The following is a 24,645-nucleotide window of genomic DNA, read 5'->3' as shown; positions in this document are numbered from 1 at the left end:
CTCGCCGGCCCATGGTTTGCTGCTGGATACTGCGTCGGGAGCACGCCACCATCGCCGGCCTGGCCCGGCAGTTCGGCACCGCGTGGCGGGCCGTTTGGGGCGCGATCAGGCCCGAGTTGGAACGGATGGCCGCCGATCAGTCCCGCTTCGAGGCCGTGGACTCCCTGGGGGTCGATGAGCACATCTGGCATCACGTCGATCCCCGGAAGCGGGGCCCGAAGGAGTTGACCGGGATGGTCGACCTCTCCCGGGATGCCACGGGCAAGGTACGGGCCCGGCTGCTGGACCTGGTGCCGGGCCGGTCGAAGAAGGCCTACGCCGATTGGCTGGCCGAACGCTCCGAGTCGTTCCGGGCCGGGGTGCGGGTCGCCGCCCTGGACCCCTTCGCCGGATACAGGGGTGCGATCGAGGACCAGCTCGAGGACGCCGTGGCCGTGCTGGATGCCTTTCACGTCGTCAAGCTCGGAACCCAGGCCGTGGACGAGGTCCGCCGCCGTATCCAGCAGCAAACCATGGGCCGGCGAGGCCGTAAGGGCGATCCGCTGTACGGGATTCAGCGCACCCTGCGGGCCGGAGCCGAGCACCTCACCGACCGTCAGGCCAACCGGGTCACCAACGCCGTTCGTGCCGATCCGGCTCACGAAGAGGTCTACCTTGCCTGGCAGTGCGCCCAGGACCTCAGGGCTGCCTACAGGGCTGCCGACCTCGCCGAGGGCCGCAGGCTCGCTGAGAAGGTCCTGGCCACGTTCCACACCTGCCCGGTTCCGGAGATCGCACGGCTCGGACGGACCTTGCGCCGCTGGAAGGACTCGTTTCTGGCCTACTTCAGCACCGGCCGCTCATCGAACGGCGGGACGGAAGCCATCAATGGGATCATCGAGCTCCATCGCCGCCTGGCCCGCGGTTACCGCAACCGGGACAACTACCGGCTCCGTATGCTCCTGGCGGCCGGCGGGCTCATCCCCTGATCCCCACTCAATGACCGAAGAGCCAGTAAAAGCGACCGGCCCCGGGTTCCCCGGTCGATCACGGAACGTCGTGGTCGGCCGGGGAACCCGGGGCCGGTTGCGTGCGGAGCGCGCTCAGCCGGTGCGGAACCGGGTCAGGCGGCGACCTCGGCGAAGCGCATGACCAGCGCGTAGGCAGCGATGGACAGCGCCCACACCACGGCGGTGCCGGTGGTGAGCCGGATGAGGTTCTTCTGGGCCACCCCGGAGGTGTTGAGCGACTGGGTCATCCCGCCGCCGAACATGTCGGAGAGCCCGCCGCCCTTGCCCTTGTTCAGGAGCACGAGCAGGACGGCCAGGAGGCTGGTGATCACGATGATCGCCAGGAGCACGGTCTGCAGAATTTCCACTGGGGCCTTCCCTCGGGGTGTCCGTCGAGCAGCCGCGCCGGGCGGGGCGCGGACGGTCAGGGGGTCGTGATCAGTCGGTCACGAGGTGCTGCTCGAACCTGGCAATGCTAGCAAACTCCTGCGCGTCGAGGCTGGCGCCGCCGACCAGCACGCCGTCCACGTCCTTGCCCTGCAGGATCGCCCCGGCGTTGGCGGCCTTCGCCGACCCGCCGTAGAGGATGCGGGTCTTCGCGGCGGTCGCCTCGTCGTAGAGCCCGGCGAGCTCCGCGCGGATGGCCGCGGCCATCTCCTGGGCGTCGCCGGGGCCGGCGACCTCGCCGGTGCCGATCGCCCAGACCGGCTCGTAGGCCACGACGAGCTCGGCCACCCGCTCCGCGTCGAGTCCGGCGATGGAGCCGCGCAGCTGCTCGAGGGTGAACGCGACATGGTCCCCGGCCTGGCGGACCTCGAGGCCCTCGCCCACGCACAGCACCGGGACGAGGCCGTGGCGGTGGGCGGCGCCGATCTTGGCGTTGCACTGCTCGTCGGTCTCGCCGTGGATCGTGCGGCGTTCCGAGTGGCCCACGAGCACGTAGGTGCAGCCGAGCTTGGCCAGGAACTGCCCGGAGATGTCGCCGGTGTAGGCGCCGGAGTCCTTGTCGGAGAGGTCCTGGGCGCCGTAGACCACGCGCAGGTCGTCGCCGTCGACGAGGCTCTGCACCGAGCGCAGGTCGGTGAACGGCGGGAAGACCGCCACCTCGGCGCGGGAGTAGTCGTGCTTGGCGTCGTCCAGGATCCACGCGAGCTTCTGCAGCAGCGTGATGGCCTGGGCGTGGTCCATGTTCATCTTCCAGTTGCCCGCGATCAGCGGCGTGCGGTCGAACTGTCCGTTGGTCTGCGAAGTCATCGGGGAACTCCTGTCCGCGGCGGGTGCGCCGCTCGTCGTGCGGGTCGGCAGTGGTGCGCTGGGCCGGAAGGGCACCCAGGCCGTGCGGGGCCGGGGTGCCCTTCCGCGGTGGTGCGTGCGGGTCAGGCGCCGAGGGCGACGACCCCGGGCAGCTCCTTGCCCTCGATGAACTCGAGGGAGGCTCCGCCGCCGGTGGAGATGTGGCCGAACTGGTCGTCGCGGAAGCCCAGGTTGCGCACCGCCGAGGCGGAGTCCCCGCCGCCGATCACGCTCATGGCGTCCGCGGCGACGATGGCCTCGGCGACCTCCCGGGTGCCGGCGGCGAACGCGTCCATCTCGAACACGCCCATGGGGCCGTTCCAGAAGATGGTGCGCGCGGCCTTGATCCGCTCGGCGAACAGCGCCGCCGAGGCGGGGCCGATGTCCAGGCCGAGGCCGGAGGCCCCGATCTCGCCGCCCACGATGTCCTCCACGGGACGGGTCTCGTGCGCCGCGTCGGCGGCGAACGCCGCCGCGTACACGACGTCCACGGGCAGCACGATCTCCGTGCCGGCGGCGGCGGCCTTCTCGAGGTAGCCCTTGACGGTCTCGATCTGGTCCTCCTCCAGCAGCGACCCGCCGACGCGGTGGCCCTGGGCCGCCAGGAACGTGAAGACCATCCCTCCGCCGATGAGCAGGGAGTCGGCCTTGCCGATGAGGTTCTCGATCACGGCGAGCTTGTCGGAGACCTTGGAGCCGCCCATGACGACCACGAACGGCCGCTCCGGGTCCTGGACGACCTTCGTGAGCACGTCGAGCTCCCGCTTGACCAGGTCGCCCTGGTAGGCCGGGAGCCGGTGGGCGATGTCGAAGACGGAGGCGTGCTTGCGGTGCACCGCCCCGAACGCGTCGTCCACGTAGGCCCCGCCCTCACCCGTCAGGGCGGCGAGCTCGTCCGCGAAGGCGCCGCGCTCGGCGTCGTCCTTCGAGGTCTCCCGGGGGTCGAAGCGCACGTTCTCGAGCACCAGCACCTCGCCGTCGGCCAGGGCCCCGGCCTTGTCCCGGGCGTCCGGGCCGACGACGTCGGTGGCGACCCGCACCGGCACGTCGGCCAGGTCGGCCAGGCGCTGCCCGGCGGGGGCGATCGAGTACTTCGGGTCGACCTCTCCCTTCGGGCGCCCCAGGTGCGCCATCACGATGACGCGGGCCCCGGCGTGGGCGAGCTTCTCGATGACCGGCAGCGAGGCGCGGACGCGTCCGTCGTCGGTCACCGCGAAGCCGTCCAGCGGGACGTTGAGGTCCGAGCGGACCAGGACGCGGCGTCCGGCGACGCCGTCGGCGATCAGTTCGTCAAGTGCATGAGCCATGCCACTCACCCTACCCCGGGGCCGCCGCGCCGCCGCCGCTCAGAGCTGGTCGCCGACGTGCTGGACGACGTTGACGAGCCGGGAGGTGTAGCCCCACTCGTTGTCGTACCAGGCGATGACCTTGACCTGGTTGTCGATGACCTTCGTCAGCGGGGCGTCGAAGATCGTGGAGATGCTGTCGCCCTGGATGTCCGAGGAGACGATGGGGTCCTCGGTGTACTTGACGATGCCCTTCATGGGGCCCTCGGCGGCCTCCTTCATGGCGGCGTTGACGGCCTCGACGGAGACCTCCTGGGACGCCTCGAAGGTCAGGTCGACCACGGAGCCGGTGGGCACCGGGACGCGCACGGCGAAGCCGTCCAGCTTGCCCTTGAGCTCCGGCAGCACCAGGCCGACGGCGGCGGCAGCGCCGGTGGTGGTGGGCACCATGTTCAGGGCGGCGGCGCGGGCCCGGCGCAGGTCCGAGTGCGGGCCGTCCTGCAGGTTCTGGTCCGCGGTGTAGGCGTGGATGGTGGTCATCAGGCCGCGCTCGATGCCGAACGCGTCGTTGAGCACCTTGGCCATCGGGGCGAGGCAGTTGGTGGTGCAGGAGGCCGCCGAGACGATGTTCATCGACGCGGAGTCGTAGGAGTCCAGGTTCACGCCCGGCACGAAGGTGCCGTCGATCTCCTTGCCCGGTGCGGACAGGACGACCTTCTTGGCGCCGCCGTCCAGGTGGGCCTTGGCCTTGCTGCCGTTGGTGAAGCGGCCGGTGGACTCGACGACGACGTCCACGCCCAGGTCGCCCCAGGGCAGCTTCGCGGGGTCCGGCTCGGCGAGGAACGTGATCTGCTGGCCGTCGACGGTCATGCCGTCGCCGTTCAGGGCGACCTCACCGGGGTAGCGGCCCATGATGGAGTCGTACTTGAAGAGGTGGACCAGGGTCTCCGGGTCCGTGAGGTCGTTGACCGCCACGACCTCGATGTTGTTGCCCTGCTCGCGCGCCGCGCGGAGGAAGTTGCGTCCGATGCGTCCGAAGCCGTTGATTCCCACTCGAATGGTCACTGGGTTCTCCTGTGTTGGTCGGGATCTGGATCGATGAACCGCGTCTATTCTACGTGGTTATCGATGGGATGTCTTGGGGTCGTGAAAGATTCAACCCGAATTCATCCCAAAACCCACACAAAACAACATTCTGGTGTCCAGGGCATCGGAAACCCACGGAGAGGCAGATCGAGCCCGGGCCGCACCACGCCGGGGCGGGCGGGTCTCCCCCGCCGGCCCCGGCGGTGCAGCATCCCGGACGGCGCTCAGGACGGCATGGCGTCCGCGGCCACTCCCGCGTCCGTGCCCGGGATCCCCAGCTCCTCGGCTCGGCGGTCCGCCATGGCCAGCAGCCGGCGGATCCGGCCGGCGACCGCGTCCTTGGTCAGCGGGGGGTCGGCCAGCCGGCCGAGCTCGTCCAGGCTCGCCTGCTTGTTGGACAGCCGCAGCTCCCCCGCCTGCCGCAGGTGCTCGGGGACCTCGTCGCCGAGGATCTCCAGCGCCCGCTCCACCCGGGCGCCGGCGGCGACGGCGGCCTGGGCGGAGCGGCGGAGGTTGGCGTCGTCGAAGTTGGCGAGCCGGTTGGCGGTGGCCCGGACCTCCTTGCGCATCCGGCGGTCCTCCCACTGCAGCAGCGTCTGGTGGGCGCCCATCCGGGTGAGCAGCGCCGCGATCGCGTCACCGTCGCGCACGACCACCCGGTCCACCCCCCGGACCTCGCGGGCCTTCGCGAGCACCCCGAGCCGGCGGGCCGCGCCCACCAGCGCCAGGGCGGCCTCGGGCCCGGGGCAGGTGAACTCCATCGCGGCGGAGCGGCCGGGCTCCGTGAGGGAGCCGTGGGCGAGGAAGGCGCCGCGCAGCACGGCCTCGGCGTCGGCCACGGCCCCGTTGACCACGGCCGGCGGCAGCCCGCGCACCGGGCGCCCGCGCGAGTCCAGCAGCCCGGTGCGCCGAGCGAGGGCCTCACCGTCCTGGACGACGCGCACCACGTAGGAGCTGCCGCGGCGCAGTCCGCCGCCGGAGACGACCACGATCTCGCTCTCGTGGCCGAAGACCTCGGCGATCGCCCGGCGCGCCCGGCGCGCCGTGGCGCCGAGGTCGACCTCCGCCTCGACGACGATGCGTCCCGAGACGATGTGCAGTCCGCCCGCGAAGCGCAGCAGGGCCGACAGCTCGGCGCGCCGTTCCGAGGACTTCTTGATCTCGAGGCGGGACAGTTCTTCCTTGACCGATGACGTCAGGGCCACGCGGTTCCTTTCCTGGGGACTCTGGATGTGGGGCGGTGCGGGCGGGCTCAGCGGTGGCGCTCGAAGATCTCCTGGTAGGCGGCCGCGAGCCGGAGGGTGTTGTGCACGGCGGTGCCGGGGTGGGCCCGGACGTCGGCGTAGAAGACCTCGGCGCCCAGGGACGCGGCGACCTCCTCGAGGTCGGCACCGTCCTCGGTGGCGGAGGGGTCGGCCAGCACGACGTCGAGGGCCAGGTCGGGGCAGTAGGCGTGCAGGACCCGCAGGTGATCGGCCGCGGTCTTGCCCTGGGTCTCGGTGTCCGGGGACAGGTTCAGCGTGACGCAGCGGCGGGCCGCGGAGTCGCAGATGGCCCGGCGCAGCGCCGGCAGCAGCAGGTGCGGCAGCACGGAGGTGTGCCAGGATCCCGGTCCCAGGATCACCCAGTCCGCGAGCCCGACCGCCTCCACGGCCTGCGGGCACGCCGGGGCGTCGGGCGGGACGAGGCGCACGTTGCCCACGTCGGCCTGCTTGGCGAGCACCGCCTGCCCCGTGATCGTGCGGACCGCGCCCGGGTCCGCCGGGCGGCCGGGGGTCCCGGCGCCGGGCACGTCGCCGGCGATCACCAGCGGCTGCGTGGACATCGGCAGCACCCGGCCGCGGGCGCCCAGCAGGGCACCGGCCCACTCGAGGCCGGCCACCGGGTCCCCCAGCAGCTCCCACAGCGTGACGATCAACAGGTTGCCCAGGGCGTGGTTGTCCAGGGTCGTGGCCCGGCCCGGGGCGCTGCTGAAGCGGTGCTGCATGACGTCGCGCCACGTCCGGCCCCACTCCGAGTCGTCGCACAGGGCGGCGAGGGCCATCCGCAGGTCCCCCGGGGGCAGGACACCGAGCTCGTCGCGCAGCCGGCCGGAGGAGCCGCCGTCGTCGGCGACCGTCACGACGGCGGTGAGCAGCGGGGTGATGCGCCGCAGTGCGGCGAGGTTCGCCGAGAGCCCGTGCCCGCCGCCGAGGGCCACCACGGAGGGGCTCTCGTCGCCGGGGCGCCGCCCGGACGGGTCCGGGGTGTGGTGCGGGTCGGCCTCGGCGCGGCTGCTCAGCGGCAGCCGGGGGAACGCGCCGGTGGGGGGAATGGTCATCGAGGGTCCAAAGGGGGTCAGGGCTGGCCGGTCACTCCCGGCCCACGTCCCGGTGCTGGATGCTGACGGTCACGAGCGGCAGCTTGGCGAGCCTGCGGGCCACCTCCTCGCTGACGGCCACGGAGCGGTGCTTCCCGCCCGTGCAGCCGATCGCGATGGTGGCGTAGTGCTTGTTCTCCGTACGGTACCCCGCGAAGACCGGCTCCAGCATCGAGACGAAGCGGTCCACGAACTGGCGGGGCCCCTCGTCCTGGAAGACGTAGTCCCGCACCTCGGGGTCCTTGCCGGTGCGGGGCCGCAGGGACGGGACCCAGTGCGGGTTCGGGATGAAGCGGACGTCGGCCACGTAGTTCGCGTCCGCCGGGACCCCGTACTTGAAGCCGAAGCTGAGCACGGTCAGGCGCAGCACCACGGGCCCGTTGGTGGAGAAGAGGTCGGCCACGGCCTTGGACAGGGCGTGCACGTTGAACCCGGAGGTGTCCAGCACCACGTCGGCCGACTCCCGCAGGTCCGTCAGCAGGGCCCGCTCCGCCCGGATCCCGTCCAGTATCCGGCCGCCGGCCTGGAGGGGGTGGGGCCGGCGCTGGTGCTCGTAGCGCGAGACCAGCACCTCGTCGGCCGCGTCCAGGAACAGCACGGAGAAGTCGACGTCGGAGGTCTCCAGGGCCGCGAGCGTCTCCTTCATGTCGTTGAACAGCGCCTTGCCGCGGACGTCGATCACCACGGCCAGCTTCGGCAGGGCCTGCGGGGTGCGGGAGACGAGGTCCGCGAGGGTGTGCAGCATCTGCGGCGGCAGGTTGTCGACCACGTACCAGCCGAGGTCTTCCAAGGCGTTGGCGGCGGTGCTGCGCCCGGCCCCGGACATGCCGGTGACGATGAGCAGCTCCGAGCTCGTGGGCTTCGCGTGGTTCGTTCCGTCCGCGGCCGTGTCCGTGCCGGCGGTGTGCTCGCTCATGTCCGATCCGTCTCCCGTCGTCCTGCCTCGGCCTGCCCTCACGTGTCCTGCTCCGGACCGTCCCGTCCCGGGCCGTCCGGCCGCGGGCCGCCCCGCCCGGGACGGTGGCCCGCCGCCCGTGCCCGCGGCGGTCCGTTCCAGCCTAACCGGGTTCGCGGCCCGGGCCGGCCGTCACGACGCGGGGCGGCGGCTCAGGAGAGCACCTCGCCCGTGGTCATGTTCACGGCCGGGGCGGCGTCCTCCTGCTGGGACTGCAGGGCGGCGGCGACCTTCTCCGACAGCGCCCGACCGAACCCCGGCACCTGCTCGATCTCCTCCACCCGGGCCGCTCTGAGCTTCTTGACCGACCCGAAGTGCTTGAGCAGGGCCTTCTGCTTGGCCGGCCCCACCCCGGGCAGCTCGTCCAGCACGGAGACGGTCATCGCCGAGGAGCGCTTCTTGCGGTGGAAGGTGATGGCGAAGCGGTGGGCCTCGTCGCGGATGCGCTGGAGCAGGAACAGGCCCTGGCTGGCCCGCGGCAGGATCACCGGGAACTCGTCGTCCGGGACCCACACCTCTTCCAGCCGCTTGGCGAGGCCGACCACGTGGACGTCGTCGATGCCGAGGTCGGCCAGCGCCCGGGCCGCGGCGGCGACCTGCGGCGGGCCGCCGTCGACCACCACGAGGCTGGGCGGGTACGCGAACCGCGCCCGCTCCGGCGCCTCGGCACCGGCCTCGACCTGCCCGGTGCGGGGACCGGCGGCCTCCCGCTGGGCCTTCTCCTCGAGGTGGCGGCGGAAGCGGCGGGAGATGACGTCGTACATCGAGGCGGTGTCGTCCCGGGCCGCCTCCCCGGTGATGGAGAACTTGCGGTAGTCCGCCTTGCGCGGCAGCCCGTCCTCGAACACGACCATGGACGCGACCACGTTGGTGCCCTGCACGTGCGAGATGTCGTAGCACTCGATGCGCATCAGCGGCACCGGGATGCCCAGCGCCTCCTGCAGCTCCTGCAGCGAGGCGGAGCGGGTGGTGATGTCCCCGGCGCGCTTGGACTTGTGCAGCTTCAGCGCCTGCCGGGCGTTCTCCCGCACCGTCTCCATCAGGTGGGCTTTCTCGCCCCGCTGCGGGACCGCGATGGTGACCCGGGAGCCGCGCAGCCCGGAGAGCCACTCCTCGAGCCGGTCGGCGCTGTCGGCGGGCTCGGAGAGCAGCACGGTGCGCGGGATGGCGTCCTCGCGGTAGGCGAGCTCGGCGGCGGGCCGGTGCTTGGAGCCGCGCGGCTCCGGCGGCGCGGCGGCCGCGGCGATGGCGGCGCTCTCGGAGGCCTCCGCGGCCGTCTCCCCGTAGACCTGCTCGAGCAGCTGCTCCAGCAGCCGTCCGCCGTCGGCCTCCTCGACCTTCTCGGTGACCCAGCCGCGCTGGCCGCGGATGCGGCCACCGCGCACGTGGAAGACCTGCACGGCGGCCTCGAGCTCGTCCTCGGCGAGGGCGAAGAAGTCCGCGTCCGTGCTGTCGGAGAGCACCACGGCGTTGCGCTCGAAGGCCTTCTCCAGGGCGGCGATGTCGTCGCGGCGGGCGGCGGCGGTCTCGAAGTCCATGTCCGCGGCGGCCTCCTGCATCTGCCGCTGCAGCTCCTTGACGAACGGGGTGGCCTGGCCGGCCATGAAGCGGCACAGGTCCTCGGCGAGGGCGTAGTGGTCCTCCTCCGAGATCCGGCCGACGCAGGGCGCGGAGCACTTGTCGATGTAGCCGAGCAGGCAGGGGCGCCCGGACTGCTCGGCGCGCCGGTAGACGCCCTTGGAGCACGTGCGGACCGGGAAGACGCGCAGGAGGGCGTCGAGCGTCTCCCGGATCGCCCAGGCCTGGGAGTAGGGGCCGAAGTAGCGGTTGCCCTTCTTCTTCTCCCCCCGCACCACCTGGGCGCGCGGGACCGTCTCGGACATGGTCACGGCGAGGTAGGGGTAGGACTTGTCGTCCCGGTAGGCGATGTTGAACCGGGGCTTGAACTCCTTGATCCACGTGTACTCGAGCTGCAGGGACTCCAGCTCGCTGCCCACCACGGTCCACTCCACCCCGGCCGCGGTGGTGACCATGGCGCGGGTCTTGGGGCTGAGCGTGTGCGGGGGCGCGAAGTACGAGCTGAGCCGGTTGCGCAGGTTCTTCGCCTTGCCCACGTAGACCACGCGCCCGTACTCGTCCCGGAAGCGGTAGACGCCCGGGTCGGTCGGGATGTCCTGGCGGGCGGGGCGGTAGCTCTCCGGATCGGCCACGGTCCGGGCCCCCTCAGCGGCCCGTCGGCGCGGGCTGGGTGTACCGGTCCAGCAGCTCCCCGAGCTCGGCGGCGTCCCCGGCCACGGCGGCGAAGCCGGTCCCGAGCTCGTCCTCGCCGGCGAAGCCCCAGCGCACGCCCAGGCAGTCGATCCCGTGGGCGAGCGCGCCCTCGGCGTCGTAGCGGCGGTCCCCGACCATCACCGTGCGGGCCGGGTCCGGGGCGTCCACGCCGAGCCGGCGCAGGGCCTCGCCGATGATCGCGGGCTTGTCGTGGACCGCTCCGTCGCGCGGGGCGGCCGCGGCGTCGTCGGCGGCCCCCGAGACGGTCTCGAACCAGCGGCCGAGGCCGAACCGCTCCACGGCCAGCTCCGCGGTGGGCTCGGGCTTCTGGGTGGCCACGGCCATCCGCACCCCCGCGCCGTGCAGCTGCGCGAGCAGGTCCTCCACCCCGGGGTAGACCCGGGTCTGCGCCAGGCCCTCGGTGCGGTACCGGGCACGGTAGGTGGTCACCACGCGCGCGATCTCCTCCTCCGGGACGTCGGTGAACGCCCGCAGGGACCAGCCCACGGGCGGGCCCACGAAGCGGTGCAGGTCCTCGGGCACGGCGTGCCCGTGCTCGGCGAGCGCCCGGGCGATGCCCCCGGTGATCGCCCCGGCCGGGTCCAGGAGCGTGCCGTCGAGGTCCCAGAGCACCACGGGGGCGGTCATCGGAGGGCTCCCGCGGTCTGCTCGCCGAGGATCTCGGCGAGGAACCGCCCGGTGTGGCTGTCCGCGTTGCGGGCCACCTGCTCGGGGGTGCCCTCGGCGATCACCCGGCCGCCGCCGGAGCCGCCGTCGGGCCCGAGGTCCACCACCCAGTCGGCGGACTTGATGACGTCGAGGTTGTGCTCGATGGTCATCACCGTGTTGCCCTTCTCGACCAGGCCCTGCAGCACGAGCAGCAGCTTGCGGATGTCCTCGAAGTGCAGCCCGGTGGTGGGCTCGTCGAGCACGTAGATCGAGCGGCCGTTGGAGCGCTTCTGCAGCTCGGCGGCCAGCTTCACGCGCTGGGCCTCGCCGCCGGACAGGGTGGTGGCGGGCTGGCCGAGGCGGACGTAGCCGAGGCCCACGTCCACGAGGGTGTTCAGGTGCCGGGCGATCGGGCCGAACGCCTTGAAGAACTCCGCGGCCTCCTCGATGGGCATCTCCAGCACCTCGGCGATGGTCCGGCCCTTGTAGTGCACCTCGAGGGTCTCCCGGTTGTACCGGGCACCCTTGCACACCTCGCACGGGACGTAGACGTCGGGCAGGAAGTTCATCTCGATCTTGATCGTGCCGTCGCCGGAGCACGCCTCGCAGCGCCCGCCCTTGACGTTGAAGGAGAACCGGCCGGCCTGGTAGCCGCGCACCTTCGCCTCGGGGGTCTCGGCGAAGAGCTTGCGGATGTGGTCGAACACCCCGGTGTAGGTCGCCGGGTTGGAGCGCGGGGTCCGCCCGATGGGGCTCTGGTCCACGTGCACCACCTTGTCCAGCTGGTCCACGCCGTCGATCCGCTTGTGCCGGCCCGGGACCTGCTTGGCGCCGTTGAGCTTGTTGGCCAGGGACGTGTAGAGGATGTCGTTGACCAGGGTGGACTTCCCGGACCCGGACACCCCGGTGACGGCGGTGAGCACGCCGAGCGGGAACGCCACGTCGATGCCCTGGAGGTTGTTCTCGCGCGCGCCCACGACCTTGAGCATGCGCTTGCGGTCCACCGGCCGCCGCCGGGCGGGCACGCCGATGGCCTTGCGCCCGGAGAGGTAGTCGGCGGTGATGGAGCGCTCGTTGGCGAGCAGCTCGTCGTAGGTCCCGGAGTGCACCACCCGGCCGCCGTGCTCGCCGGCGCCGGGGCCGACGTCCACGATCCAGTCGGCCTCGCGGATGGTGTCCTCGTCGTGCTCGACCACGATGAGGGTGTTGCCCATGTCCCGCAGCTTGGTGAGGGTCTCGATGAGCCGGCGGTTGTCCCGCTGGTGCAGGCCGATGGAGGGCTCGTCGAGGACGTAGAGCACGCCCACGAGCCCGGCGCCGATCTGCGTGGCCAGGCGGATGCGCTGGGCCTCGCCGCCGGAGAGCGTCGCGGCGGCGCGCTCCAGGTTGAGGTAGTCCAGGCCCACGTCCACGAGGAACGTCAGGCGGGCCTGGATCTCCCGGAGCACCTGGTCGCCGATCTTGGCGTCCCGTGCGCTCAGCTGCAGGTCGCGGAAGAACTCGTGGGCTTCGCGCATGGGCATGCGGGTGGTCTCGGCGATGTTCTTCCCGCCGACCGTCACGGCGAGCATGGTCGGGTTCAGCCGCGCGCCGTCGCAGGCGGGGCAGGCGACCTGGCGCATGTACTGCTCGTAGCGGTCCTTGGCGTGGTCGGACTCGGTCTCGGCGTGCTTGCGCTTGATGTAGCCGATCACGCCCTCGAAGCCCTGGGTGTAGCGGCGCTCCCGGCCGAAGCGGTTCCGGTAGGCCACGGTGACCTGGTAGTCCTTGCCCTCGAGGATCGCCTTGCGCGCCTTGGCGGGCAGCTTGCCCCAGGGGGTGACGAGGTCGAAGCCGACCTCCTGGCCGAGCCCGGCGAGCAGCCGGTTCCAGTACTCGCTGGTGGCCTTGCCCAGCGACCACGGGGCGATGGCGCCCTCCACCAGGGAGAGGTCGGCGTTGGGGACCACCAGGTCCTCGTCGACCTCGAGCCGGGAGCCGATGCCGTCGCACTCCGGGCACGCCCCGAAGGGGGCGTTGAAGGAGAAGGAGCGGGGCTCGATCTCGTCGGCCTGCAGCGGGTGCTCGTTGGGGCAGGCGAGGTTCTCGGAGAACGGCCGGCGCAGCTCCAGCGGGTGGGCGATCTCCTCGTCGGAGCGGGGCACGAGCTCGACGACGACGCGGCCCTCGGCGAGGCCCAGCGCCGTCTCGACCGAGTCGGTCAGGCGCTGGCGGATGCCCTCCTTGACCACGAGGCGGTCGACGACGACCTCGATGGTGTGCTTGTACTGCTTCTTGAGCTTGGGCGGGTCCGAGAGCTGGACGGTCTCCCCGTCCACGGTGGCGCGCGAGAAGCCCTTCGTGGAGAGCTCCTGGAAGAGGTCGGCGAACTCGCCCTTGCGCTCGCGCACCACCGGGGCGAGGACCTGGAAGCGGGTCTTCTCCGGCATCTCCAGCAGCTGGTCCACGATCTGCTGCGGGGTCTGCTTCTCGATCCTCTCCCCGCACACGGGGCAGTGCGGCTGACCGATGCGCGCCCACAGCAGGCGCATGTAGTCGTAGATCTCGGTGATCGTCCCGACGGTGGAGCGCGGGTTGCGGGAGGTGGACTTCTGGTCGATGGACACCGCCGGGGACAGTCCCTCGATGAAGTCGACGTCGGGCTTGTCCACCCGGCCCAGGAACATCCGGGCGTAGGAGGACAGGGACTCCACGTACCGGCGCTGGCCCTCGGCGAAGATCGTGTCGAACGCCAGCGAGGACTTCCCGGAGCCGGACAGGCCGGTGAACACGACCATCGCGTCCCGGGGCACGGTCAGCGAGACGTTGTCGAGGTTGTGCTCGCGCGCCCCCTGGACCACGATCTCGGTGAGATCGGACTTGTGGGTGGCCCTGGACACGGCGGCGGAGGCGGCGCCCGCGCCGGGCTCGGAGGGCTCGTCGGCGGGGTTCAGGACCAGGGTGGACGTGGGGATCGGCTCAGACACGCCCTCCACTCTAGTACCGGGCCCGGACATGACCACGGGCTCCGTGGGCCGCTTCACACCCGGTCCACGGGGCCGGTGGAGGTGTCCTCGTGCACACGGTCCGGAACGCCGTCTCTCCCGGCGTCCGGGTCCGCGACGGAGTCGTCCCCCGAGGACCGCCCGGTCCCGGCCTCGCGCTGCCGGCGCCGGACCTCCCGGGCGTCGAGGGTGCGGGTGACGACCTTGAGCTGGCCGGTCTCCGGGTCCACCTCGACGATGTCCACGGTGCGGCGCAGCGGGACCTCCTTGATCAGGAGCACGGCCAGCAGCGTGACGAGGGAGGCGATGGCGGCCACGAGGAAGACCAGACCGGTGCCCGTGCCGTAGGCCTCCCGCACGATGCCCTCCACCGAGGCGGGCAGCGAGTCCAGGTCCATCGTGGAGGAGTCCACGGCGGCGGGGTCCCCGCCCTGGGCCCGGGTGCGGGCGGTGAGCTCCGCGGCCAGGTGGGAGCTCATCAGCGCGCCGAAGACCGCGACCGCCACGGCTCCGCCCATGGTGCGGAAGAACGCGACCGAGGAGGACGCCGCCCCCATGTCCTTGAGCCCCACCGTGTTCTGCACGGCCAGGACCAGGTTCTGGTTCAGCGCGCCGATGCCCAGGCCCACGAGCAGGATGAAGGCGCTCACGGCCCACAGCGGGGTGTCGTGCGTGAGCGTGGAGGCGAGGAACAGGCCCGTGGACATCAGCACCGCGGCCACGACCAGGATGATCTTCCACCGCCCGTAGCGGGTGATCAGCTGCCCGGCGACCGTGGCGCCCACGAGCGAGCCGAAGACCTGCGGGAGCATGAGCACCCCGGCCATGGTGGGGCTGAAGCCCTGGCCCAGCTGGAAGTACTGGCCCAGGTAGGTGGTCGAGGCGAACATCGCCCCGCCGGTGGCGATCGCCGCGAGGATGGCGAGCGCCGTGGTGCGCTCCGTGACCACCCGGATGGGCACCACCGGCTCCGCGGCGCGCTGCTCGACGAGGACGAACAGGACGGTCCCGACGAGCGCGGTCGCCAGGAGGGCAGCGGAGGTCCCGGAGACCCACGCGAACATGCCCGGCTGACCGGCCAGGGAGACCCACAGCAGCAGCGCGGAGGCCGAGACGATCAGCAGGGCGATGCCCAGCCAGTCGATGCTCACCCGCCGCGGCGCCTGGGGCGGGATCTGCAGGGTGCGGTGGACCAGCACCGCGGCGAGGACCGCCAGCGGGGCCGGGATCAGGAACACCCAGCGCCAGCCGAAGAGGTCGACGATGAGCCCGCCCAGCAGCGGGCCGGCGGAGGTGGCCACGGCCATGACGGCGCCCATGTAGCCGGCGTAGCGGCCGCGCTCGCGGGGCGGGATGATCGTGCCCATGATGGTCATCGCCAGGGCCATGATGCCGCCCATGGCGATGCCCTGGACCACGCGGGCCAGGATGAGGAACTCGATGGTCGGGGACAGCCCGGCCATCGCGGAGCCGAGGACGAAGATCACGATGGACAGCTGCAGCAGCTTCTTCTTGTCGAAGAGGTCGGCGAGCTTGCCCCACACGGGTGTCGTGGCGGCGTTGGCCAGCAGGGTGCCGGTGACCGTCCAGGACAGGGAGGTCTGGTCCCCGCCGAGGTCGGCCATGATCACCGGCAGGGCCGTGCCGATGATGGTGAGGGTGACCATCGCCATGAAGAACACGGAGAGGATGCCGGTGAGGGCGCGGAGCACGTCCCGGTGGGACGCGCCGGTCCCTCCGCCCGGTGCGGCGGCTGGCTGGGGTGCGGTCATCTCGCGGTCTCCTCCTCGTGGTCCCGGTGCTGCGGGGGCCGTGGGCTCCCCGGGTGCTCTGCGTGCTCCCCCTCGTGCTCCTCGTCGGCGGTGGCCGGTCCGGTGCGCGGGGGTCTCCGGGCCTCCCGGCAGGAGGTGGTGCGCTCCGCGCCGAGGGAGTCCAGGAAGACGGTGGTGATCTCGTTGATGGCGCCGCGGCTGGCGCGGGCCTGGTCCTCGTCCCAGCCCTCGAGCCGTGCCGCCAGGCGCTGGGCGTCCTGCTCCACGACGGCGCGGACCTGCTCACGGCCGCGCTCCGTGATGGCCACGAGCGCGGCGCGGCCGTCGTCCGGGTCGGGGGTGCGCTCCACGTGGCCCTCGTCCTCCAGGACGGCCAGCTGGCGGCTCAGACCCGAGGGGCCCAGGCCGGTGTCCGAGGCCATCACGGCGGCCCGGCGGGGCCCGTTGCTGTCGAGGTAGTAGAGCAGGGCGATCGCGGTGGGGTTGAGCCGGCGCTGGCCGGCGTCGGTCTTGGTCACGCGCTTCATGACCCGCTGCAGCTCCAGCAGGTCGCGCACCAGCTCCACGGCGGTGTCGTGGGAGACGGGCAACGGGAATCCTCCGGGGCTCGGGGACGGGCGGGGCGACAACGACGACGGGGCGACCGCTCCGGTACGGCTCCCGCCGCACGCGGGACCGCGCCGGTGACGGTGCGGACGCGGAGCGCTCACCGCTCCTGATGATTTGTTGCCGCACGCAACTATACGAGGGCGGGGGGTGGTCCACAAGGCCCGACGGGGTGGGTCCGGTCACTCCCGGCTGCCGCCCCGGCCCGTCGCAGGCCCCCGCAGGCCCGACTGGCGAGTCGCTGGACTCCGGCGTACCTTCGTCCTCATGATCGCATCGAAGACGGAGGTCACCGACCTCGCCGAGGTCACGATCCGCCGGATCTCCGTGAGCGAGATGGACAACAACGTCTACCTCCTCACCTCGAAGGACGAGGGCACCCAGGTGCTCATCGACGCCGCGGACGACCCCCGTGCCATCGCCGGACTCGTGGGCGCCGGCAACGGGGACTGCTCGAAGGCCTTCGGCAGCCTCCAGCTCATCATCACCACGCACTCGCACTGGGACCACGTGCGCGCCCTCGAGGAGGTCCGCTCCCGCTCCGAGGCGATGACCGCCTGCGGCGCCGACGACGAGGCCGACATCGCCGTGCCCATGGACCTGACGTTCGAGGACGGGGACACCGCCGAGTTCGACGGCTTCGACCTGGAGGTCATCGGCCTGCGCGGGCACACGCCCGGCTCGATCGCCCTGGTCTACCGCGACCCGCAGGGACCGGCGCACATCTTCTCCGGCGACTCCCTCTTCCCCGGCGGCGTCGGCAGGACCGACGGCCCGGAGGACTTCCGGCAGCTCCTCGACGACGTCACCGAGCGGATCTTCGACCGCTTCGACGACGACACGGTCGTCCATCCCGGCCACGGCAGGCCCACCACGCTGGGGGCGGAGCGCCCGCACCTCGAGGAGTGGCGGGCCCGCGGGTGGTGAACGCCGGTCCCGGCACCACCATCGAGGCCGCCGCGCCCGACCGCAGCGCCTATGTCGCCGTCCTGGTCTTCCCCGTCCTGGTGCTCGCCGGCGGACTCGTCGGCTTCCTGGCCCCAGGGACGGTGAGCGGGCTGTCCGGGTGGATCAACCCGCTGCTGGGACTGGTCATGTTCGGGATGGGCCTGACCCTGCGCCCGGTGGACTTCGCGCTGGTGGCCCGGCGTCCGCTGCCGGTGCTGCTGGGTGTGGCCGCCCAGTACGTGATCATGCCCCTGCTCGCCCTCCTCGTGGTGTTCCTGCTCCGGCTGCCGCCGGAGCTCGCCGCCGGCGTGATCCTGGTCGGCTGCGCCCCCGGCGGCACGGCCTCGAACGTCGTGGCCTACCTCGCCCGCGGGGACGTCGCACTGTCCGTCGCGATGACGTCGATCTCCACCCTGCTCGCCCCCGTGCTCACTCCCCTGCTGACCCTCTGGCTGGCCGGGCAGTACCTGCCGGTGGACGGGGCCGCCATGGCCTGGTCGATCACCAAGATCGTGCTCCTGCCGGTCGTTGCCGGTCTGGCCGTGCGGCTGCTCGTGCCGGGGCTGGTCCGGCGCGCCCTGCCCGTCCTGCCGTGGGTCTCGGTCGCGGCCATCGCCCTGATCGTGGCCATCGTCGTCTCGGCCAGCGCGGACCGGATCGTCGAGGCCGGGCTGCTCGTCCTCGCCGCCGTGGCCCTGCACAACGCCCTCGGCCTGACCCTGGGCCACCTCGTGGGTGCCGTCACGCGGCAGCCTGTCTCCGTGCGCCGCGCCACCGCGGTGGAGGTGGGCATGCAGAACTCCGGCCTGGCCGCGGGGCTCGCCGCCCAGTACATGAACCCGCTGGCGGCCCTGCCGGCGGCGGTGTTCTCGGTGTGGCACAACCTCTCCGGAGCCGTGTTCGCCCTGCTCTGCCGCCGGGCCGACGCCCGGGCTGCCCGCCGGCTCCCAGAATCCTGAGAATCCCCCACTCCGGCTCCGGCGGCCCGCCGCCGTCGGTTAGCGTGAGCCCATGACCTTCGTCGCGCCCTGCGCACCGGACACCTCCGCGGGGCGCACCGGCGCGCGCCCGGCCGCCGCCCTGACCGCCGTGCGGACCGCCCCCACGATCCTGGACGGCATCCGCCGCGCCGACGCCCTCGCCGCCGCCGCCCGGGAGGAGCCGGACGCGGCCTTGCCGGTGCTGGTGGAGGAGATCCGCCGGGGCGAGGACCAGCTCGCCGTGCTGGCCGCCGTCCACGCCCTGGCCGCGGTGCCCGGGTCCCGGCCGGACGCGCTGCTCACCGCCCTGCTGGACGACGGCAGAGCCTGGGTGCGGGAGCACACGGCGTGGTCCCTCGCCGGACGGCCCCCGGTCGTCCGGGCCGTGCCCGTCCTGACCCACCTCGTCGCCGGAGGCGGCTTTCCCGGCATGCTGGCCCAGCGCACCCTGCAGGCCTGGGCGCCCGCCGCCGCGGATCCCGTCAGCGACGCGCTCGTCCACGCCCTGGCGGGCACCTCCGAACCCGGCGCCCGCGCCCGCCTCACCGAGACCGTGGGCCTGGTGCCCGGCTCCGGCGCCACCGGGCTGCTCAGGGCGCTGGCCGGGGACCCCGCCGAGGACCACGCGGTGCGCGGGGCCGCCCTGGAGGCCCTCGTCGAGCGGCACCACGAGGACCCGGAGGGCGTGCCCGGGCTCGGAGACCTCGCCGCCGAGTGCGCGCGGGCGGGCGGGGCGCTGGCATCGGTCGCGCGGCTGGCCCGGGCGGAGCTGGAGGCGGGCCCGGCCGCTCCCCCGCCGGCCGGGAGCGGCCCGGCCGTGCTGCAGGCGTTCCTGCACGCGGAGATCGACCGGGACCTCACCTTCTCCGGGCGGGGGGACAACGGCGGGATCGCCACCCTGCTCGCCCAGCTCGGCGACGCCCTCGCGGCGCACCGCCCCGGGCACGGCACCGGGGTGGGGCGGGTGGTCACGGTCTCCCGCGGCAGCCACGACGAGGCCCGGGCCGCGCTGCCCGGGCTGGCCGGGCCGGGGCACGTCTTCGGCGTCGTGCCGTTCCAGGGCGCCCCGGTGCCCCTGGCCGAGGCCTGGCCCCGGAGGGTCGCCGCGGAGCGCGGCCTGCGGCGCGCGCTCCGGGCGGCGGGTCCCGTGGACGTCGTGCACCTGCGGATGGCCGACGTCGGCTCGCTGGTCGTCGCGGCCGTGGCGGCGGAGCAGGGCATCCCGCGGGTGCTGACCATGGCCCCCGATCCGCACGCGCTGGTCGCGGCCCGCGAGGCGGCCGGCACCCTCACCCGGGAGGGCTTCGGGGCCGCCGACGCCGTGGAGCACCTGTGGTTCCGGGTGCGCCTGCTCGCCGACCTCGCCGCCGGGGCGGAGCACCTGGTGCTGTTCCCGCGCCCGGACCTCGCCCGGGACGCCCGCGAGCTGCTCGGCCTCGACCCGGACGCGCCCGGGCGGTGCACCGTGGTCCCCGAGGGCATCGACCTGGACTCGGTCGACCGGGCCGCCGCGCAGGCCGGGGCGGGCGCGGGGCGGGAGCTCGAGGAGCTCGACGCCGTCCTCGCCGGCCTCCCGGCCTCGCGGCGCGGCCTGCCGCTGGTCGTCACGGTCGGGCGCCTGCACCGGGTCAAGGGCACGGCGCACCTGGTCGAGGCCTGGGCCGCCGACGAGCAGCTGCGCGCCCGCTGCAACCTGCTCGTCGTCGGCGGGAACCTCGCCCACCCCTCGGCCGACGAGCGCGAGCAGCTGGAGCGCATCGACGCCGCCGTGCCCCTCGCGCAGGCCGCCGCCCGCGGCCTGCTCCTGGCCGGGCACCGGCCCCACGGCACGGTGGCCGTCTGGCTCGCCGCGGTGCGCCGGGGCCGGCCCGGGCTCGCCGCCGCCCGGGGCGCCTACGTGTGCGCCAGCGTCAAGGAGGAGTTCGGGGTCGCACTCGTCGAGGCGCTGGCGAGCGGGCTGCCCGTGGTGGCCCCCGCGGCCGGCGGCCCCGCGACCTTCGTGCAGGAGGGCCTGACCGGCGTCCTCGTCGACACCCGCGACCCCGCCGCCCTGTCCCGGGGCGCCGCCCGCGCCCTGGACCTCGCCGCCGCCCCCGGCGCCGAGGACGCGGCGGCGGCCGCCTACGCCACCGTGCGCGAACGGTTCAGCATCGAAGGCATGGCGCAGGCCCTCACCGTCGTCTACGGCCGCGTCGCGGCCGCCGCCACCGACAGGAGCCCCACCCCGTGACCCTGCTCGTCATCAGCCCGGACTACGCGTCCCACCTCTTCCCCCTCGCCACCCTGGCCACCGCCTGGCGCGACGCCGGGCAGCGGGTGGTCGTGGCCACGGGCCCGGCCACCGCGCCCCTGGCCCGGGACTTCGGCTACGACGTGGAGCTGCTGCCGCTGGGGCGCGGGTCCAACCCCGGGGTGATCCGGGCGGAGGAGCAGCCGGCCGGGGAGGACGACGCGCTGCGCGGGTTCTTCGCCGCGACCCGGCGCGGGCCCGTGGAGACCCTGTCCTTCCAGGCCCGGGCCCGCCGCGACGACCTGCTGTGGGACCCGCTGGGCACGGCCCGGCGCGTGCAGGCCGTGGTGGAGCGGGTGCGCCCGGACCGGGTGCTCGTGGACCACCTAGCCTTCAGCGCCCGCCTGGCGCTCACCGGCAGCGGCGTCCGGCACGCCGACGTGGTGCTGGGCCACCCCTCCGCCCTGACCGTGGCGGACGAGGTGTACGGGCACCCGCCGGCCTGGCCCGGCCGACTGCGCCCGTCCCCCGCGGAGCTGGCGGCCCTGCACCGGCTGTGCTCGGTTGTGCGGGACGAGTTCACGCAGCAGTGGAACGACGCGCTGCAGCAGCTCGCCCCGGGCGCGCCCGCGAGCGCGGACGCGTTCGCGGAGACCGGCGACGACCTGCTGCTCAACTACCCGGGCGAGCTCCACGACGACTCCCGGACCCGCCGGCTGCCCGAGCACACGTTCCTGGGTTCGGCCGTGCGGGAGGAGAGCGAGGACCCCGAGGTGGCCGCGTGGCTGGCCGCCTCGGACCGCCCGGTCGTCTACGTCAGCCTCGGCAGCTTCCTCTCGGTGCGCGGGGACGTGCTCGCCCGGGTGGCCGAGGCGCTGCGGGGCCTCGACGTCCGGGTGGCCCTGGCCGCCGGCGCCACGCCGCCCGCCGCCCTGGGACCGGTGCCGGCGGACTGGCTCGTGCGCGGCTCCCTGCCCCAGGTGACCCTGCTGCGCCGGGCGCGCGCGGCGATCTCGCACGGCGGCAACAACAGCGTCACCGAGGCGCTCACCGCCGGGGTGCCCTTGCTGCTGCTGCCCCTGTCCACGGACCAGTTCGCCGGAGCGGCCGCCCTGGAGACGGCAGGACTGGGCACCGTGCTGGACCCCAACGCGGTCACCGCCGCCGAGATCCGGGAGGCCACGGCCGCGCTACTCGACGACGGGCACGGGGGCCGGGAGCTGCTCGAGGAGCTGCGGCACGGGCTCGCCCGCCGTCCGGGCCCCCAACGGGCGTTCGCGGCCCTTGCAGGGTGAGCGGGCCGTGCCGGCCGAACGGGCCGGGGCGCAACCGGGGGCGGGCGCACCGGGTACCGGGCTGCGGCTGAGCGTCCTGCCGCCGGACCGGCGCCTGGCCGAGGCCGCGGAGGGACGGCCGCCCGCCTTCGGGCGCACGCTCCGGTTCGCCCTGGCCATGCGCGGCGGGGTCAGCCTGGCGGTGTGGATCGGCGGGGCGGTCGCGGAGCTGGACCTGCTGCGCCGGATCCGGATCCACCGGGACCCGGCGGGCGGGCTGCACGCCCTGCTGCTGCAGCCCGCGGGCGAGTCCGACCCGCACACGGCCGAGCGCGCCCGGGTCTACGCCGGGCTGCTCGCGGACGCGGGCTACGACCGGGTGGAGTTCGACCTCCTCGCCGGGGCCAGTGCCGGCGGGCTGAACAGCGTGGTGCACGCCGTGGCCCAGCGCGCCGGCACCGGGCTGGGCGCCCTGGGCCTGCTGTGGCAGGAGCACGCGGCGCTGGGCCGGCTGCTGCGCCCCCTGGGGCGGGCACCGGTCGATTCACTGCTCCAGGGCGACGCGTACCTGTGGCCGCGCGTGCACGAGCTGCTCGCCGCCGTGCACGGGGACCCGCGGCACCACCCCGACCTGGTCGCCGAGCACGTGTCCGTGGACCTGTCCGCCACCGTGCTGGACAGCGACCCCTCCGGCCACAGCGGCGCGGCGGAGGGCCGCGGCGGGTTCCACTTCTCCTCCCCGGAACCGGGCCGCCCCGCCCCGCCGCTGGGCAATGACATCCCCGCCCGTCCCGCGGCGGCCGGGAAGCCCTCTCCGGAGACGCCCGAGGAGGCCGGCCACCGCGCCGCCTCCCTGGCCCGGCTGGCCTACGCGGCCCGCGCGACGTCCTCGTTCCCCGGCGCGTTCGAACCCGCCGCCGTGTGGTCGGCGCCGACCGCGGGGCGGCTCGGCGGGTTCCCCCGCCCGGACCTCAGCCACGCCTTCTCGGCCCACCGCGACCCGGAGCAACTGCCCTTCCGGGTGGTCGACGGCGGGGTCTTCGACAACATCCCCATCGACCGGGCCGTGGCGGCCGCCGGCACCCGGACCTCGCTGCGCCACGCCGACCGCTGCCTGCTCTACCTGGACCCGGACCCGCCCGCCGCGCGGCCGGTGCGCGCCGGCGACCTGGACCTGCCGCGCCTGGTGCGCACGCTCTGGGCCACGGTCACCCGGCTGCGCCGGCGGGAGACGGGCGAGGACGAGGTCCTGGCCCTCTCCGACCGCCGGGACGACCGGCTGCTGGCCGACGGGCGGCTGCACCCGCTCGCCGCGCTGCCCGTCGCCTGGGACCCGGCCGCGCGGGAGGACCGGCGCCGGGCGTACGTGCGCTACCGGGCCCGGGCGGACGCCGCGCTGCTGGCCCGCCTGCTGACCCGGCCCGCGCAGTGGCAGCTGGCCTCCACGCTCCCCCGGCGCCGGGAGGTGCACGCCCGGGACGCGGCCGAGGTCGAGCCGCTGCGGCAGGAGCTCGCCGGGCGCTACGACGCCCTGTCCCGCGGCCCGTTGACGGCCCCGGAGGCCACGGCCGTGCTGCGCGGCCCGCAGGCGCTGGCCGACGCGGCGTCCTGCGTGCTCGCGTGGGTGCGCTTCCTCGAGTCGCTGCTGCTCGCCCCAGGGGTGGGCCCCGTGGCCGGCCCGGTCCCGTCCGCCGGCTTCGACCCGGCGCCCGCCCGGGCGAGCGCGTACCGGGTGCTGGCCGCCGCCGGCCACGCGCGGGACGCACTGTTCGCGGCGGTGCTGGAGGTCTGCGCGGACCCCGGGGCCCCGGTCACGGCCGCGGTCCCCGTCTGGCTGGACGCCTCCGTCCCGGCACCCGGGGCCGGGGAGGAGGCATGGCAGGAGATCGACGCCGCGGTGGCCGCGCTGCGCGGCGCCCACGCCGCCGTCCGGGCGCAGTTGGGGGCCGAGCGCTGGGCGGACGGCGGGCCCGGCGCGCCGTCCGCCCCCGGGGACGAGGAGCCCGACGGCCCGGGGCCGAGCCGGCGCAGCATCTGGCGCGAGTCCCCCTGGTCCGCGGTGCCCGTCACGGGCCCGGTGCCGTCCGCCGCGGACCTGCCCCCGCTGTTCGCGGCGGCCGGCATCCCCACGCCGGTCTCCGGCATCAGCTACGGGGAGATCCGCGGCGACGGCGCGCCCGCCCGGCCCGAGGACCTGGGACCGCTGCCGCCCGCCTGGGCGCGGCGGCGGCTGCAGCGCGCCCTCGACGCGGCGGGGCTCCCCGGCGCCGGCGACGACGAGCTGCGCGGGATCCTGGCCTCCGACGCCGAGCGGCTGCCCGCGCGGGACAAGCTCGCCGGCGCCGGGCTGTTCAACTTCCGCGGCTTCCTCGCCGCCGACTGGCGCGCCAACGACTGGTGGTGGGGCCGCCTCGACGCCGCGGCCGGTGCGGCGTCGTTCCTCCGCGGGCTGCCCGCACGGTCCGGGCCCGGCGTCGACCCCCGTGCGGGCACCGAGGCGCCGGCCGGCGCGGACCCGGCAGCGCAGCGGCCGGCGCAGGAGGCCGCCGCGCTGCAGCAGAGCCTGCTGGACGAGCTCGGCGGCGGGGACCGGCAGCACGCCCTGACGACCCTGGAGGCCGGGGCGGACGGCTTGGCCCGGCTCACCCCGGGCTACCGGGTCTCGCTGGCCTCGCGCGGGCTGCGGGTGCTCGGCCGGGCCCTGGCCGGGACCCCGGACCTGCCTCGCGGGGTGTGGGAGCTGCTGCTGTTCCTGGTGCAGCCCGTCCTCGTGCTCCTCCCCCTGCTGCTCGCCCCGGTCCGCGCCGCGCTCGGGTTCGTGGCGGCCGCCGTGGCCCTCGGGCTGCTCGCCGCGCCGGACCCGGCCGGCCGCGCCGGCGAGCTCGTCCTCGTCGGCACCGGCGCCGTGCTGCTGGCCTCCGCCCTGGCGCGCACGGTGCACCG

The 24,645-nt window shown here is 74.2% G+C and carries 18 protein-coding genes; 6 read left to right on the top strand and 12 right to left on the bottom strand.

Going from position 1 to position 24,645, the window contains the following annotated elements:
- Positions 1 to 968, top strand: a 968-nt coding sequence (locus tag ABL57_RS18895) for an ISL3 family transposase (RefSeq protein ID WP_047805036.1), incomplete at its 5' end; no start/stop codon positions are given.
- Positions 969 to 1,102: 134 nt separating this feature from the next.
- On the opposite strand, the gene secG is transcribed toward ABL57_RS18895, so the two are convergent.
- The 12 genes from secG to ABL57_RS18835 form a co-directional block, all read right to left on the bottom strand.
- A complete protein-coding gene (gene secG / locus ABL57_RS18890; protein WP_047805031.1) occupies positions 1,103 to 1,357 on the bottom strand; it encodes a preprotein translocase subunit SecG in 255 nt (84 codons plus the stop codon).
- A gap of 70 nt (positions 1,358 to 1,427) precedes the next feature.
- Complete coding sequence (tpiA, locus tag ABL57_RS18885; protein ID WP_047805030.1) at positions 1,428 to 2,243, bottom strand: triose-phosphate isomerase; 816 nt, start codon at positions 2,241 to 2,243, stop codon at positions 1,428 to 1,430.
- A 122-nt stretch (positions 2,244 to 2,365) separates the two neighbouring features.
- Positions 2,366 to 3,589, bottom strand: a complete 1,224-nt coding sequence (gene pgk, locus ABL57_RS18880; protein WP_047805029.1) for a phosphoglycerate kinase — start codon at positions 3,587 to 3,589, stop codon at positions 2,366 to 2,368.
- 39 nt (positions 3,590 to 3,628) lie between these two features.
- Positions 3,629 to 4,633: a type I glyceraldehyde-3-phosphate dehydrogenase gene (gap, locus tag ABL57_RS18875; protein WP_047805028.1), complete on the bottom strand. Its 1,005-nt coding sequence runs from the start codon at positions 4,631 to 4,633 to the stop codon at positions 3,629 to 3,631.
- Between the two features lie 245 nt (positions 4,634 to 4,878).
- Entirely contained in the window at positions 4,879 to 5,859 is a 981-nt protein-coding gene (whiA, locus tag ABL57_RS18870) for a DNA-binding protein WhiA (RefSeq protein ID WP_047805027.1), read from the bottom strand.
- A gap of 47 nt (positions 5,860 to 5,906) precedes the next feature.
- Positions 5,907 to 6,974, bottom strand: coding sequence for a uridine diphosphate-N-acetylglucosamine-binding protein YvcK (gene yvcK, locus ABL57_RS18865; RefSeq protein ID WP_047805026.1), 1,068 nt, complete (start codon positions 6,972 to 6,974; stop codon positions 5,907 to 5,909).
- Positions 6,975 to 7,005: 31 nt separating this feature from the next.
- Positions 7,006 to 7,929 carry an RNase adapter RapZ gene (gene rapZ, locus ABL57_RS18860; protein ID WP_047805025.1) on the bottom strand — a complete coding sequence of 308 codons (924 nt, stop codon included), beginning with the start codon at positions 7,927 to 7,929 and terminating at the stop codon, positions 7,006 to 7,008.
- Positions 7,930 to 8,120: 191 nt separating this feature from the next.
- A complete protein-coding gene (uvrC, locus tag ABL57_RS18855; protein ID WP_047805024.1) occupies positions 8,121 to 10,178 on the bottom strand; it encodes an excinuclease ABC subunit UvrC in 2,058 nt (685 codons plus the stop codon).
- Positions 10,179 to 10,191: 13 nt separating this feature from the next.
- Positions 10,192 to 10,887 carry an HAD hydrolase-like protein gene (locus ABL57_RS18850; RefSeq protein ID WP_047805023.1) on the bottom strand — a complete coding sequence of 232 codons (696 nt, stop codon included), beginning with the start codon at positions 10,885 to 10,887 and terminating at the stop codon, positions 10,192 to 10,194.
- Positions 10,884 to 13,883 (bottom strand): excinuclease ABC subunit UvrA, encoded by a 3,000-nt coding sequence (gene uvrA / locus ABL57_RS18845; protein ID WP_238986132.1) that lies wholly within the window; start codon positions 13,881 to 13,883, stop codon positions 10,884 to 10,886. The genes ABL57_RS18850 and uvrA overlap by 4 nt, the downstream gene beginning before the upstream one ends.
- A gap of 44 nt (positions 13,884 to 13,927) precedes the next feature.
- The gene (locus ABL57_RS18840; protein ID WP_047805022.1) at positions 13,928 to 15,664 is read right to left on the bottom strand and encodes an MDR family MFS transporter; all 1,737 of its coding nucleotides are present in this window, start codon (positions 15,662 to 15,664) and stop codon (positions 13,928 to 13,930) included.
- Positions 15,661 to 16,254, bottom strand: coding sequence for a MarR family winged helix-turn-helix transcriptional regulator (locus tag ABL57_RS18835; RefSeq protein ID WP_053005189.1), 594 nt, complete (start codon positions 16,252 to 16,254; stop codon positions 15,661 to 15,663). The genes ABL57_RS18840 and ABL57_RS18835 overlap by 4 nt, the downstream gene beginning before the upstream one ends.
- Before the next feature lie 283 nt (positions 16,255 to 16,537).
- On the opposite strand from ABL57_RS18835, the gene ABL57_RS18830 reads away from it, so the two are divergent.
- From ABL57_RS18830 to ABL57_RS18810, 5 genes are all read left to right on the top strand, one after another.
- Positions 16,538 to 17,197 carry an MBL fold metallo-hydrolase gene (locus ABL57_RS18830; protein WP_047805021.1) on the top strand — a complete coding sequence of 220 codons (660 nt, stop codon included), beginning with the start codon at positions 16,538 to 16,540 and terminating at the stop codon, positions 17,195 to 17,197.
- The gene (locus ABL57_RS18825) at positions 17,191 to 18,177 is read left to right on the top strand and encodes a bile acid:sodium symporter family protein (RefSeq protein ID WP_371212496.1); all 987 of its coding nucleotides are present in this window, start codon (positions 17,191 to 17,193) and stop codon (positions 18,175 to 18,177) included. The genes ABL57_RS18830 and ABL57_RS18825 overlap by 7 nt, the downstream gene beginning before the upstream one ends.
- 52 nt (positions 18,178 to 18,229) lie before the next feature.
- Positions 18,230 to 20,428, top strand: a complete 2,199-nt coding sequence (locus tag ABL57_RS18820) for a glycosyltransferase (protein WP_082157584.1) — start codon at positions 18,230 to 18,232, stop codon at positions 20,426 to 20,428.
- The gene (locus ABL57_RS18815) at positions 20,425 to 21,723 is read left to right on the top strand and encodes a glycosyltransferase (RefSeq protein WP_047805020.1); all 1,299 of its coding nucleotides are present in this window, start codon (positions 20,425 to 20,427) and stop codon (positions 21,721 to 21,723) included. Before ABL57_RS18820 ends, ABL57_RS18815 begins: the two co-directional genes overlap by 4 nt.
- A 7-nt stretch (positions 21,724 to 21,730) precedes the next feature.
- On the top strand, positions 21,731 to 24,645 hold a 2,915-nt coding region (locus ABL57_RS18810; RefSeq protein WP_047805019.1), incomplete at its 3' end, for a DUF3376 domain-containing protein.

The sequence above is a fragment of the Kocuria sp. SM24M-10 genome (assembly GCF_001027955.1).
Lineage (GTDB): Bacteria > Actinomycetota > Actinomycetes > Actinomycetales > Micrococcaceae > Kocuria > Kocuria oceani.
The sequence above is the reverse complement of the archived record's forward strand: the minus strand, read 5'-3'. Positions and strand labels throughout refer to the sequence as shown.